The organism is Mesorhizobium sp. 128a, from assembly GCF_053848025.1.
On record NZ_JBSPKY010000001.1, the window covers coordinates 1 to 14,192 of the forward strand.

The following is a 14,192-nucleotide window of genomic DNA, read 5'->3' on the forward strand; positions in this document are numbered from 1 at the left end:
CTAGCTGCGTGTTCCCGGAGGCTGGCATGCAAAGGGGATATGCTACAATCCGCGTGCGAGTGCATCGCATGACAAGCGCGGGACTCAGGCACGGGCGACCGATCAGAGCGATCAGTGATCGCACACCAGAAAGCCGTCTGACTGGGGAAGGACTGGTCCCTTGGTCGGCTTGGATTGACCGGCGGCGGCTTGTCGATGGCGTGCTTCGCCGCCCGAACATTATTGGGCAACCAGTTCTGTGAACCTCAAGATTGGAATGGAGACGCGGCGGGTGCGCGCGACGATGCGCAGCAGCGCATATGGGGCGATTGCACACCAGCGCCATCCCCATGTTGGCTTTAGGCCGCGTCACGAAGATCGACCGGCTTCGGCGAGCGCCGCCCACCAGCCATGGAACACATAGAGGTCGGTTCCGGCTGGGGCGGAATGACACTCTAGGCGTTTGCTCCCGAAGGCCAAAGATATTCGCCGGTCAGCAGGATGTGCGCCCAGCCCAGAGCAGAGATGTGGGCTAGAAGTTCGGGTGGCACATCGAGGCCTTCGTTTCGCCGTTCGGCGACGGCGTGGCCGAGGTGGACGGTATTCCAGAGATGATGATCGCCGTCAGCAGATTCAGCCCTGCGATCCGGTAATGCTGCCCCTCGGTGGTTCGATCACGGATTTCACCTTGACGGCCGATGCGCAGGGCACTCTTGAGGGCATGGTGGGCTTTGCCCTTGTTGAGGCCAATCTGGGCGCGGCGCTGCATAACGGTATCGAGGATCCACTCGATGATTATGTGGAATAGAATTGGTCAACCTGCTTGCGGCGGCTTTGAGGCAATTTCACGCGGCGTGGATCCCGCAGGCGTGTCGATAGTCCGCAATGCGTCAAACCTTGCCTCTCCGAGGCGGGTGCATTTGGTATGAAGCCACTCGATATGCAAAGGGAACTGGTTCAAGATGTGGGGAACACTTGTAGCTGTCTCCCGCTACCAACCCCCGACGAGCAGAGAGTGTTTCCCATTTTCAGGTCGCAGCCGCAGATTACAGCCCGAGCCGAACGCAGGCCTTCACTGCACCAGGAGAGTCCGCCTACGTGTAAGGCATGTTGCATTCATGGCCTTACAGAAAGGCGAAGCCGTGAGGCGATACTCGCCCACGCCTCGACCAGTCACGGCACAGCGGATTGAACGAGCGCTCGACCGCGTCGCGGAGATCATCGTGGCACGAGGCGACCATGGTGAGGCATGGCTCCCGCTCTACGAGCACTTGGAACGCGCTCTGCAAGATCACCGAGCGAAGGAAGAACGCCTCGTCGCAGTGCGTCAGCGCGTCATACGATCCCAGGATCGAACGGCAACACGATCTTCATAAGTTCCTCTTGCCACATCTTCATGTCGCCGCCCTCGCCGTATTTCGGACGGTCTATCGTGTGGCCCATCAGCATGCGCCGAAGCTCCTCGTCCAGCCTACCGTTCTTCATGCGGTCTTCGAATGAATGGCGCAGTGAATAGACGGTGTGATTGTCAGTCGGGAACAAATTGTAGCTCTTGAAGTGCTTGTTGAGCAGGGCTGACAGCGACGCCTCGCGATCCTTGTACCGTGGGAAGCCCTTGGGATGCTTTTTGAACACCTCAAGCGCCACGCCGACCAGCGGCACCTTGCGCACCGACGAGGCGGTCTTGATCTCTCGTGGATCGTCGGGATCGTCGCGCGGCTCGACTGAAATGTGCGGCACCTCGTGGTCAACATGAATGACACCGGCATGCAGGTTCGCCAGTTCGCTCGGCCGGGCTCCTGTCTCAGCGAAGGCAAGCACGATTCCCCGCGCCTCATCATTGAGTGCCGCAAGCGCGCCAGGCGCAAATATCTTGTCGCGAATCCAATCGGTCGGGAATGGCGGTCGACTGCGTTTCGACTTGTCGGCGAATGACAGATCGGCGAACGGGTTCTTCTGTTCGGGGAAACCGAGATGGCGAAAGTAGTCGGCGTAGAGGGTTCGAAGGTTGCCCATGTTTCGGTTGCCTGTCGACGCTGAACGGTCCGGTCGCCCTTTGTCAGGCGCTACACGGTCTAGCCAATATTTATGCACCGCTCGCGCGTCGTCGCGCGTGATCTCGCTCATTGGCTTGTCGGCGACCAGGCCGATGAAGACATCGACGCTCATTTCGCGCTTTGCCTTCCAGCGCTTCTTCTGGTCAGGGCTTTTTGTGCGGATTTCGTCGCGGGCAATCTCGTTGAAGTATAGCTTCAGCGCTTCCGATATCTTGTCGTCGGGGCGGGCGACCGCGCCGCCGACCGCATCGACAGATGGTGATTTGGCAGGCTCGCCTATTGTGCTCTCTACCCGCTGCAGGATCGTATCGAGGGGCTCGGCGACCAGGATCTCGGCGAGCGGTCGATAGACGAATCCCAGAGACTCTGCGCGCTTGATGGCTTGGCGGTATCGGATACGCGCCGCCTGTGGATTTTCGCCCAGCATCAACGACGCCCACAAGGCATTGTCAGCAGCCTCGTGGAGATCTCTGGCGGTGCGCGCCTTTATACGGTCAGTAGTGTCGAGGGAGCGGCGAACGAACACGCCACGCTCGTCGAGATCCCTGACCTCTCTGGGCACCCTGCGGTAGTAGTGGAAATGATCCCCCCTCAGTTGCAGGAAGCGGTCAGGATCATGCTCTTCGCGTCGTCTTCCCATACCTCTGATACACCATTTGTATCACAATAAGTAACACAATAGGTAACACAAAGTACGAGACAGTCGCAAGGTTCATCGTTTGCGGACGAAAATTCTATAATAAATCCAATGCTTTATGGGAAAAGCCTATGGTACCGTTGGCTGGGATCGAACCAGCGACCTCCGGATCCACAATCCGGCGCTCTAACCATCTGAGCTACAACGGCACATTCGCCTGAGCCAGATCGTGGTGAAAAAGTCATTCTCCGAGATCCGCTCTGTCGTTCGGCGATGCGTCCAATACGGTCTATCAGAGTCTAATTCAAGGCCTTTGATAAGGCAAAGCCCGGTTCCTCGAACGGGCACCGCTTTTCAGCGGGCAAAAGAAAAGGCCGGCGGGAGGAGGTGCCGGCCTTTTCCTGTTACGAGCCAGCGGGAGGAGGTGCTGGCTGGTCACCCCGGCGAGCAGAGGGAGGAGGTTCCACTCGCCGGGTATTCACTGAACAACTCTATCGCACATCTATTTGTCTGACGAAATGCGACGTTTTGATGCATCGTAGAGTTGTGCGCAATTATTAGGCGGCCTTGATGTCCTTCAGGGCCTTCTCGAAAGCGGTCTTGACCGGCTTGGAGACGTCTTCGGCAGCCTTGGAAGCAACGGCCTGGAAGTCTTTGGCCTGCTCGACGGTGGTCTCGACGCGCTTGCGAAGGAAGGCGGTCTGCAGCTCGACGACTTCCGACAGCGACTTGGCGCCGATCAAGGCTTCGAGGTGCGAGAAGCCGGCTTCGGCATTGGCGCGCAGAGCAGCGATCGTCTTGAGCGACAGGTCGCTGGAAACGGCCTTGGCGGTCTCGAAGGTCGATTCCAGAACTTTCTGGGTCTCTTCGGCGCCGGTCTTCAGCTTGGTGTAGGCTTCCTTCGACTGCTCAACGCCCTTTTCGGCGAAAGCGCGGATCTGGTCGGTCGCCTTGGAGGCGTCGAAGCTCGGGAATTCAACGTTTTCGATGGTCTCAGCGGTCTTGGCCTTGGTCATTATCCATCCTTTCGGGGTAGCGGCTTTGACAAAAAGCCGTCTCGTTCATGTATGATGGCAATATAGCGGTTTTTTTGTGCGATGCAACATCTTTGTTGCAGTGCACCATAAATTTCTTCCCATACGTTACCCCCAGGCATTACCCAAGGGCCGTTAACCAAGAGGCCAGAGATTCCATCTGCTTTCCGCCATGGCTTGTGGACCTTCGCCGCGCGGGCTTTTATTAATAAAGCGTTAACTGCAAATTGCCCGCCTTGTAGGTTCGCCAAGAGGTTTTACCGAAAGGGTCCGCCAAGCGCATGCCTTCCGAGAACTACTCTTTCCTCGATGTCGCCGTGCTCGACGCGGTCCGCCAGCGCTTTGCCGCCGGCGACGCGATCGCAATCCTGTCGGCTGACCTCGAACAGGTGATCTGGGCCAACGGACCGGGCGCGGCGGTGTTCGGCTATCCTGATATCGAAACCATCATCGGCGCTTCGGCGCAGCTGCCCCTGATCGCCAGGCGGCAGATCATGGCGACCGCCGGCTTCCCGAAGATCGGCAGCGACCGCGCCATCACGGTGCGGCTGGCAACCGGCATGACCAGCCGCGCCGCCGGCTTCCTGGCCAGCGCGGTGACGATGCCGGACGGCGAAAGCGCTATCATGCTGGCGGTGCCGGCGGCGCAGACCGGCTCGCGCAATGCCGCCGAGATTGCGGCCCGCGCCATCAGCGGCTTTACCGAAGACGGCCATTTCATCGCCTTCGTCGACGCCGCCGGCACGGTCGAGGCGGCTTCGGATGGTTTTGCCGCGCTCGCCATCCGGCCCGAGACGCTGGCTGCCCTTGTCGCCGACGTGGCGAGCCAGGACGACCGCATCGTCAAGCGGCTGGTCCCCGGCGGCACCAATTCCTATCCGGCCGGCTTCGCCCGCCTGACCGATACCAGGCATTTGTTGGTGGTCATCGACGAGGATCAGCTCGGTGAGGAAAATCCCGTCGGTGAACTGGATGCCGAGCCTGTTGCAGCGCGGCAGGACGCGGGCCCGACGCAAGCCGCCCCAGCGGACGCAGTCACGGCGGATGCGGTAGCTGACCAACCCACAGCAAGCGGGAATCAGGTCGCATCAGTCACAGCCGCGCCGGACGTGGTGGAGACAGTTCCGGCTGCGACCGAACATGATGCTTCGACGTCAACCGGTACAAAGGCAGACGATCGCGAGCAGACGACCGGCCGCGAGAAGGCGGCCAATGACAGCGCGCCAGCGCAACATGATCATTGGTACTTCCATGCCCGCGAAGAGCCGCAGGCAAGCGAGCCGGACAGCCCTGGACAAGCCGGGGCGGAATCGGTGGTCCCGGCCGAGAATGCGCAGACAGACAGCGCTGCTGCCGCCTCGTCCGCCCTGCCCGCTAACGCGGCCCCAACGACCGAGCCTCCTGCCGCCCGCGAGATCGACCGTTCGGCGCCGCCGCTGCGTTTCGTATGGCGCACCGACGCTGACGGCAAATTCAGCGCGCTGTCGCCAGAATTCGCCGACATTGTCGGCAAGCCCGCCGCCGATGTGATCGGCCGCCGCTTCAAGGACGTTGCAACGACGTTCGGCCTCGATGCCTCGGGCGAGATCGCCAGCCTGCTCGAACGGCGCGACACCTGGTCGGGCCGCTCGGTGCTGTGGCCGGTTGCCGGCACCGACCTGAAGATCCCGGTCGATCTGGCCGCACTCCCCGTCTACGGCCGCAGCCGTGCCTTCGAAGGGTTTCGCGGTTTCGGCGTCGCCCGCGCCAGCGATGCCGTGGTCGACCCGGAAGCGCTCGGCATGGCGTTGGTACCCAATGGCGCGCCACCGGCAGCAGCCGGGCCAGCCCCGGAAGAGACCGTGGCGGAAGCTCCCAAGGCGGCCGATCCGTTCGAGGGCGAAGTGCCCGCACTGACCATCGTGCCGAAGCAGGAACGGCGTTTTGCCGACAAGGTCATCCGGCTGGCTGAGCATCGGCAGCCCGCCAATGATAAGGGGCTGTCGACGCTGGAGCGCAGCGCTTTCCGCGAGATCGGCGAGCGGCTGAAGAAGGACAATCCCCCGCCGGAACAGCCGGAGACCACCAAGCAGGCCGAACCTGCCAAGCCAGGTCAGGTCGCGCCGAACCAGGCCGGGCCGGACCACGCCATGGCAGATCAGCCCAAGCCGGATCATGTCGAGGTGGACCAGGCTGAAACGGCCGCGCCAGCCCAGCAACCCGCCGAGGCCTCCAGCCCGGACGAAGCCGCCCCGGCCGCCGCGGCTGAACCATCGGCAACCGCAACCGAAAGCGAAACGGCTGAGGCCGAGCCGCCGGAAAGCGATGCCGAGGACCAAAAGGATCTGGCGCGGCTCGACGGCGCGCGGCTGGGCGACGTCATTGCGGGCAGCGAAGCACGCAAGCCGAAGGCGCCGATAGTCTCGCGCTCGCTGCTCGACTATGCCGATCCCGAACCAGGCTCCGTCACCGGAGAAAGTCCCGAAGCGACGTCTTCCAACGGTGAACCGGCGCCGGTTTCCGAACCGGATGGGACGAAAGCTCAGGAGATCGTCCAAGCCGTAGAGCCACAGCCGGCTGTTGCCGAGACGCCGGCCGATGCCGGTGAAGACGACAGCATGACGTCGGCCGATTTCCGCGATGCCGAGGACAATGAGGATTGGGCCTCGGCCGACGAGACGACCGGTTCGGCTGCGGAGGACGGGGGCAAGGCCGGCGATGCGGGCCCAGCGCCGGCAGAACCGCCGCGCCTGAAGGTGCCACCGCTGAAACTTGAGGGGTTCGTGCCTTCAGCATTTTCGGCCGGAGACGAACACAAAGCGCCGGACACGTCGATCCTCGGCAAGCTGCCGGTGCCGTTGCTTATCCATTCGGGCGACGAGCTTCACTACGCCAATGAGGAATTCCTCGGCCTGACCGGTTATGACACGCTTGAGGACTTGAGCGACGCCGGCGGCCTCGGCGCCCTGTTTGCCGACCCTTACTCCGAGGCGGCCGATGAAAGCGACCACGCGCTGCGGCTGAAGACGCGCGAGGGCCAGGAATTTCCGATCGAGGCCATTTTGCGTTCGGTGCCGTGGCGGGCCGGCAAGGCGCTGATGCTGGTGGTGCGGCGCACCGGCGAGGACGAGGCGCCGATGGTCGCGCCTATGGCAGGCGAGGAACACACGCAGCCCGACGTTTCCGAGCTCAAATCGCGCATCGCCGAAATGCGCACCATCATCGACACCGCGACCGATGGCGTGGTGCTGATCGGCCGCGACGGCGACATCCGCTCGATCAGCCGGCCGGCCGAGGCGCTGTTCGGCTTCGACAGCGACGAGGTGACCGGCAAGCCGTTCGCCTCGCTGTTTGCCATCGAAAGCCAGCGCGCGGCGCGCGACTATCTCAACGGCCTGTCCGAACCCGGCGTGGCGAGCGTGATGAATGACGGCCGTGAGGTGATCGGGCGGGAGGCACAAGGGCGCTTCATCCCGCTGTTCATGACCATTGGCCGGCTGCCCAACGACAGCGGCTTCTGCGCCGTGGTGCGCGACATCACGCAGTGGAAGCGGGCCGAGGAGGATCTGACCCAGGCGCGAGCCGTGGCCGAGCGTGCCTCCTCGCAGAAGACAGATTTCCTCGCCCGCATCAGCCACGAGATCCGCACCCCGCTCAACGCCATTATCGGTTTTTCCGAGCTGATGGTGGACGAGAAGTTCGGCCCGGTCGCCAATGACCGCTACCGCGACTACCTGCGCGACATCAACCGCTCGGGCAACCACGTGCTCGATCTCGTCAACGATTTGCTCGACATCTCGAAGATCGAGGCCGGCCAGCAAGAGATGGACTACGAGGCGGTGTCGCTCAACGATACGCTGGCCGAGACGGTGGCGATGATGCAGCCGCAGGCCAATCGCGAACGTGTCATCATCCGCTCCAGCTTCGCTTCGCGTCTGCCGGAAGTGGTCGCCGACCTCAGAAGCGTGCGCCAGATCGCGCTCAACATCCTGTCCAACGCCATCCGCTATACGCAGGCCGGCGGCCAGGTGATCGTGTCGACCGCCTATGAAACCTCCGGCGATGTCGTCATGCGGGTGCGCGACACCGGCATCGGCATGAGCCATGCCGAGATCGAGCAGGCGCTGAAGCCGTTCAAGCAGATCAACGCGCTGAAGCGCGGACGCGGTGACGGCACAGGTCTCGGCTTGCCGCTGACCAAGGCGATGGTGGAGGCCAACCGCGCACGCTTCACCATCACCTCGACGCCGGGCGAAGGCACACTGGTCGAGGTGGCCTTCCCGTCGACGCGGGTGCTGGCCGAATAGGGTCGCTCCATCCTGAATCGGGACAAAGAAAAGGCGTCCAACAGGACGCCTTAAAGGGATTTTGCTGTCACAACGGGGGCTTGAGCGAATCTGGTCCTCAGGGGACGAGGAACGGGATTTCTCCCTCAAGTTACGTGCGACTATCGACGCCGGGCCTTAACAACTCCTTACCGGCCGCCCAAAAAATTTACGAATGTGTACCACTCGTGAAATCTAGGTAAATTCGACCGACATATCTCGTTAACCATAGCGGCAGCGGTCACTCCGCCAGCTGCGGTAAATCCTTGAACAACTCCAGCGCTTCCGGATTGGCCAGCGCTTCCTTGTTCTTGATGGCGCGACCGTGCACGACGTCGCGGACCGCAAGCTCGGTGATCTTGCCGGATTTGGTGCGCGGAATGTCGGTGACGGCAACGATTTTTGCCGGCACGTGACGCGGGCTAGCGCCGGTGCGGATTTTGGCCCGGATACGCTTTTCCAGGTCCTCGTCCAGCGTCACGCCGGCGGCCAGCCGCACGAACAGCACGACGCGTACGTCATTGTCGAAATCCTGGCCGATGCACAGCGCTTCCAGGATTTCCGGCATCTGCTCGACCTGGTTGTATATCTCCGCCGTGCCGATGCGCACGCCGCCCGGATTGAGCGTCGCGTCGGAGCGACCATGGATGATCATGCCGCCATGCGCCGTCCATTCGGCGAAGTCGCCATGGCACCAGACATTGTCGAAGCGCTCGAAATAGGCCGCCTGGTATTTCTTGCCCTCGGGATCGTTCCAGAAGCCGATCGGCATCGACGGAAACGCCTTGGTGCAGACCAGTTCGCCCTTCTCACCGCGGATCGGCCTGCCGTCATCATCCCAGACATCGACGGCAAGGCCGAGGCCGGGCCCTTGGATCTCGCCGGTCCAGACAGCTTGCGTCGGCACGCCGAGCACGAAGCAGGAGACGATGTCGGTGCCGCCCGAGACCGAGACCAGATGGACGTCGCTCTTGATGCCCTCATAGACAAAGCGGAAATCCTCAGGCGATAGCGGCGAGCCGGTGGAGGAAATCGCCCGTACGCTCGACAGATCGTGGCTGCGGATCGGCTTCAGCCCGGCCTTGCGCACTGAATCGATGAATTTTGCCGAGGTGCCGAGGAAAGTCATCTTCTCGGCATCGGCCAAGGTGAAGAGCACATTGCCGTCGGGGTAAAAGGGCGAGCCGTCATAAAGCAGCAGCGTCGTTCCCGAAGCCAGGCCCGACACCAGCCAGTTCCACATCATCCAGCCGCAGGTGGTGAAGTAGAAGAAGCGGTCGCCTTCGAGCAATCCGGCATGCAGCCGGTGTTCCTTGACATGCTGGATCAGCGTTCCGCCGGCCGAATGGACGATGCATTTGGGGATGCCGGTGGTGCCTGACGAAAACAGGATATACAGGGGATGAGAGAACGGCAGCCGCTCGAAGGTGACAGGCTTGGCAACGAAAGGTGACAGCGCCTCTTCGAGCGCAACGGCCTTGTCGATGATCCCTGCGATGTCGCGCGACGTGCCGAGATAATCGACGATCAGCACCTTGCTGACGGTTTCGAGTTTCCCGGCAACGGCAGCAATCTTGTCGGCGACCTCGATTGCCTTGCCATTGTACCAGTAGCCGTCCGGCGCGATGAAGATGACCGGTTCGATCTGGCCGAAACGGTCAAGCACGCCCTGTTCGCCAAAATCAGGAGAGCAGGACGACCAGACTGCGCCGATCGAGGCAGCCGCCAGCATGGCGGCAACGGTCTCCGGCATATTGGGCATCATCGCCGCGATGCGGTCGCCTTTCTTCACCTTGAGCGACAGGAAAAGCTGCTGCAAGCGCGAGGTCAGCTGGTGCAGTTCGTTCCACGACAGCCGCCGCTCGATCTTGTCCTCGCCGCGAAAGACGATGGCGTCACCTGAACTGGTCTTTTTCAGCAGATTCTCGGCGAAATTCAGCGTCGCATCGGGGAAGAAGGTGGCGCCGGGCATCTTGTCGCCGTCGGCCAGCAGCCGTTCTCCCTTGTCGCCAACGATGCCACAGAAATCCCAGACGAGGCTCCAGAAACCTTCGCGATCCTCGACCGACCAGCGGTGCAATTCGGCGTAGGAGGCGAAGGATGTGCCGGCTTTGGCTGACGCCGCCTTCATGAAGGCGGTCAGCGGTGCTGCATCAATCTGGTCTTGCGTCGGGGTCCAGAGCGGTGCTTCGGCAGCCATGATCGATCCTCCTTGAAGCCCGTCGCGTCGCAAGACTGATATGCTTTAGCCCCAGCTTTACAGGCGCCGCTGTCCCAAAAACGCCGCGCCTCGTAGCAGCTGAAGCTGCATCGCTTATGCCTATCGCCCTGCGGCAGAGCAAGATTTTGTTCAGCTAAACTCGGTCAGATGTGCGCAATTGCCATCGCCGAGCCATAAAGACTTGAAATGCGTCAGCGCTGGGTTACACCCGTCGGACGATTTTTGGCGGAATGAAAGCATACGGGGCGATATGCCATCACCTTTGATCCGGCGCGGAATATGGGCGATCGGCGTTGCCGTGCTCGTCGTCGCGCTGGTCGTCGCCGCTCTGCCGCTGATTGCCTCGACCCGGATCGTGCGCGACCGCATCGCCTGGGAGATGAGCGCGTGGAGCGGTTTCAGGGTCACCATTGACGGTTCGCCGCGCATCGAGGTGTGGCCGAAGTTCCGCGCCATTTTGAGCGACGTCACGCTGTCTCAGTGGACAGAGACCGACGCGCCGCCAGTGATCGAAGCCGAACGGGTCGAGGTCGAGCTTTCAGCCATGCCGGCGCTGCAGGGCGATGTGGTGTTTTCGACGGCGCGGCTAGTGCGGCCGACGATCCGGGTTCAGCGCACGGCAAACGGCATGTTTCTGCCCGCCGTACCGACGGGAGGGCGCATCACGCGCTCCATCGACACGGCGCGCGGCGTAGTCGGTGCGGACCCGTCCAAGCCCGATCTGACCAAGCTGCCGACCGATCCGTTCGGTACGGTGGAGTTCAGGGACGGCCGCATGGTCGCCTCCATCGGCGGCAAGGACGTCGAATTGCTGACAAGCCTGTCCGGCCAGGCGAACTGGGCGGCGATGAACAGCAACGCGACCTTATCGGCGACAGGCATCTGGCGCGGCGAGAGTGTCACCGTCGATGCGTCTTCCGCCAAGCCGCTGGTTTTGTTTGCCGGCGGTGCTGCGCCAATCACCTTTTCGTTCAAGGCTGCGCCGGCCAGCTTCTCGTTCGACGGCACGGCCGGCATGTCGCAAAACGCCTATTTCGACGGCCAGGCGAAATTCGCCGCGCCCTCGCTCAGGCGCGTGCTGGAGTGGTTGCAGGCTGGAATTGCCCCTGGTACCGCGATCGGTTCCGTCTCGATTTCGAGCAAGATCACGGCGACCTCCGGCCGCGTGAAATTCGAAAACACCGCGGTTGCGCTCGACAACAACCCGGGAATGGGTGCGCTGGACTTCTCGTTCGGCGACGCCCTGCCGGTGATGTCGGGCACGCTCGCCTTCGACACGCTCGATCTCAGGTCGCTGTTCTCGGCCTTCACGCCGCTGGCGCCGACCGGCGAAACGGGGCCCGGCGAGATCGACACCAGCTTTGCCGACCGCGTAAATCTCGATCTGAGGCTATCGGCGGCGCATGCCTCGGCCGGCGCGATCCAGCTCGCTGACGTCGCCGCCACCGCGCAGGTCAAGAACGGTCTTGCCGTCTTCGATATCTCCGATGCGTCGGCCTTTGGTGGCAACATCCAGGGCAGCCTGCGTTTCGACCGCAAGCCAGAGGGTTCGCAGGTCGAGATGCGGCTGCTCGCCTCCGATATAGACGGCGGCGCTTTTGGCAGCGCGGCCGGAATGACACGGCTGGTGCCGGCCAGCACCGGCACGGTCTCGGTCATTCTCAAAGGGCCTGGCAAATCCTGGGACTCGATCTTCGAGAACGCCGACGGCTCGGTCTCGGCTACGTTCGGGCCGGGCGCGCTGAGCGGGCTCAATTTGCCGGCGTTTCTGAAGCACACCGAACAGGGCGGCTTCTTCGCGCTCGACGATGTCTCGGACGGGAAGCTGCCTATCGACGGCGCCGAGCTCAAGGCCACCATCTCGAAGGGCGTGGCGCGGCTGGACAAGGCCGAGGCAAATTCGGCGAAATACAAGATCTGGCTGTCCGGCATCGCGTCCTATGGCGGACGCGGGCTGGCTCTGTCGGGCGGCGTTACCCAGGCCGATCCGGCGGCAGCACCCGCCAATGGCCAGCAGGGGCCCAACCAGTCGTCCTTCTTCGTCGGCGGCACCTGGAGCACGCCGTTCATCTCGCCGATCAGCCGCGGCATTTCAGGCGAATAGACAGCCCCTCCCCTGGGCTGCCGTGCTCTGTTTGTTTGACGCAACTCCGAACGGAATTGCTCTGGATCAACCGCGCTGCGCGGCCTGCTCGTCGAGCTGACGCTGCACCTCGCGCCGCTTGTTGGCGACCGAGGCGATGATGACGCCTACCGCCACGACGGCGATCAGGATGGTGCAGGCGGCATTGATTTCCGGCGTCACGCCGAGACGAACCTGGCTGTAGATCTTCATCGGCAGCGTGGTGGCGCCGGGGCCAGAGGTGAAACTGGCGATGACCAGATCGTCGAGCGACAGCGTAAAGGCCAGCATCCAGCCGGACACGATGGCCGGCATGATGACCGGCAGCGTGATCTGGAAGAAGGTCTTCACCGGCGTTGCGCCGAGATCCATCGCGGCTTCTTCCAGCGACCGGTCGAAAGAGACCAGGCGCGACTGCACGACGACGGCAACGAAGCACATGGTCAGCGTGATGTGGGCAAGCGTCACGGTGAGGAAGCCGCGGTCGAGACCGACGGCAACGAAGAGCAAAAGCAGCGACAGGCCGGTGATGACTTCCGGCATGACCAGCGGCGCAAACACCATGCCGGAAAACAGGATGCGACCGCGGAAGCGGGTGTAGCGGGTCAAGGTGAGGGCCGCCAGCGTGCCGAGCACGGTCGCTACCGTCGCCGAAATGACACCGACACGCGCGGTCACCCAGGTGGCGTCCATCAGGCCCTGATTGTGGAACAGCGAGACATACCATTTGGTCGAGAAGCCACCCCAGACGGTGACCAGCTTGGATTCATTGAACGAGAAGACGACGAGCAACACGATCGGCAGATAGAGGAAGGCAAAGCCCAGCACGACCGAGGTGACGTTGAAGCGGCTCCAGGTGGCGTTCATTTGTCCTGCTCCTGGGCGCGTGCCTGGGCCTGCTGGAAGAGCATGATCGGCACGATCAAGAGCAGCAGCAGGATAACGGCGACGGCTGACGACACTGGCCAGTCACGGTTGGCGAAAAACTCGTTCCACAAGGTCTTGCCGATCATCAGCGTCTGCGAGCCGCCGAGCAGGTCGGGAATGACGAACTCGCCGACCGCCGGGATGAACACCAGCAGGCAGCCGGCAATGACGCCTGGCAGCGACAGCGGGAAGGTGATCTTCCAGAAGGCGGCGGTCGGTGGGCAGCCAAGATCCTTGGCCGCCTCGATCAGCGAATAATCCATCTTTTCCAGCGACGAATAGAGCGGCAGCACCATGAATGGCAGGTAGGAATAGACGATGCCGATGAAGATCGCCGTGTAGGTGTTGAGGATAATCAGCGGCTGATTGATGATGTGCAGCGACAGCAGCAGCTGATTGAGCAGCCCCTCGGGCTTGAGGATGCCGATCCAGGCATAGACGCGGATCAGGAACGAGGTCCAGAACGGCAGGATCACCAGCATCAGCAAGGTCGGGCGGATCGTCGCCGGCGCGCGCGCCATGCCGTAGGCGATGGGGAAGCCGACGATCAAGGTCAGGACCGTCGAGATCGCCGCGATAATGACGCTGGTCACGTAGGCTTTGAAGTAAAGCGCGTCCTGCGTCAGCCAGACATAATTGTCGAAGCTGAGTTCGTGGAAGCCGGCGAAGAAACCGGAAATGCCGTCCGTGAAGTCGAGCACCGGCGTGTAGGGCGGCATGGCGATCTCCGACTGCGACAGCGAAATCTTGAAGACGATGATGAACGGGATGAGGAAGAAGAACAGCAGCCAGAGATAGGGAACGATGATGACGAGCCGGCTGAGGAAGCCGGCGCCGAGCCGCGTCAGCAATGGTTTGGCCGCTGTCGATGGGCCGGCGTCGGTGATGGCGATGTTGGACATAGCCGCCAC

The 14,192-nt window shown here is 62.3% G+C and carries 7 protein-coding genes, 1 tRNA gene and 1 pseudogene; 2 read left to right on the forward strand and 7 right to left on the reverse strand.

Annotation, left to right across the window (positions count from 1 at the left end; all coding sequences use genetic code 11):
- Positions 1–434: 434 nt before the first annotated feature.
- From ACWTU9_RS00005 to ACWTU9_RS00020, 4 genes and pseudogenes are all read right to left on the reverse strand, one after another.
- Positions 435–775: pseudogene (locus ACWTU9_RS00005) on the reverse strand (Tn3 family transposase); the annotation flags it as partial.
- Between the two features lie 539 nt (positions 776–1,314).
- Positions 1,315–2,676, reverse strand: a complete 1,362-nt coding sequence (locus ACWTU9_RS00010; protein ID WP_455856560.1) for an integrase — start codon at positions 2,674–2,676, stop codon at positions 1,315–1,317.
- Between the two features lie 129 nt (positions 2,677–2,805).
- Positions 2,806–2,882: transfer RNA gene (locus ACWTU9_RS00015), tRNA-His, on the reverse strand.
- A gap of 348 nt (positions 2,883–3,230) precedes the next feature.
- Complete coding sequence (locus ACWTU9_RS00020) at positions 3,231–3,689, reverse strand: phasin (RefSeq protein WP_454577444.1); 459 nt, start codon at positions 3,687–3,689, stop codon at positions 3,231–3,233.
- A 299-nt stretch (positions 3,690–3,988) separates the two neighbouring features.
- On the opposite strand from ACWTU9_RS00020, the gene ACWTU9_RS00025 reads away from it, so the two are divergent.
- The gene (locus ACWTU9_RS00025; protein WP_455856561.1) at positions 3,989–7,993 is read left to right on the forward strand and encodes a PAS domain S-box protein; all 4,005 of its coding nucleotides are present in this window, start codon (positions 3,989–3,991) and stop codon (positions 7,991–7,993) included.
- 259 nt (positions 7,994–8,252) lie between these two features.
- Here the strand turns inward: ACWTU9_RS00025 and ACWTU9_RS00030 are convergent, their stop codons facing one another.
- Positions 8,253–10,211: an acetoacetate--CoA ligase gene (locus tag ACWTU9_RS00030; RefSeq protein ID WP_455856562.1), complete on the reverse strand. Its 1,959-nt coding sequence runs from the start codon at positions 10,209–10,211 to the stop codon at positions 8,253–8,255.
- A gap of 271 nt (positions 10,212–10,482) precedes the next feature.
- On the opposite strand from ACWTU9_RS00030, the gene ACWTU9_RS00035 reads away from it, so the two are divergent.
- Complete coding sequence (locus tag ACWTU9_RS00035; RefSeq protein WP_455856563.1) at positions 10,483–12,336, forward strand: AsmA family protein; 1,854 nt, start codon at positions 10,483–10,485, stop codon at positions 12,334–12,336.
- 66 nt (positions 12,337–12,402) lie between these two features.
- Here ACWTU9_RS00035 and ACWTU9_RS00040 read toward each other — a convergent pair whose 3' ends face one another.
- Positions 12,403–13,221, reverse strand: coding sequence for an ABC transporter permease (locus ACWTU9_RS00040; protein WP_181058541.1), 819 nt, complete (start codon positions 13,219–13,221; stop codon positions 12,403–12,405).
- Positions 13,218–14,183 carry an ABC transporter permease subunit gene (locus ACWTU9_RS00045; protein WP_455856564.1) on the reverse strand — a complete coding sequence of 322 codons (966 nt, stop codon included), beginning with the start codon at positions 14,181–14,183 and terminating at the stop codon, positions 13,218–13,220. The genes ACWTU9_RS00040 and ACWTU9_RS00045 overlap by 4 nt, the downstream gene beginning before the upstream one ends.
- Positions 14,184–14,192 lie beyond the last annotated feature (9 nt).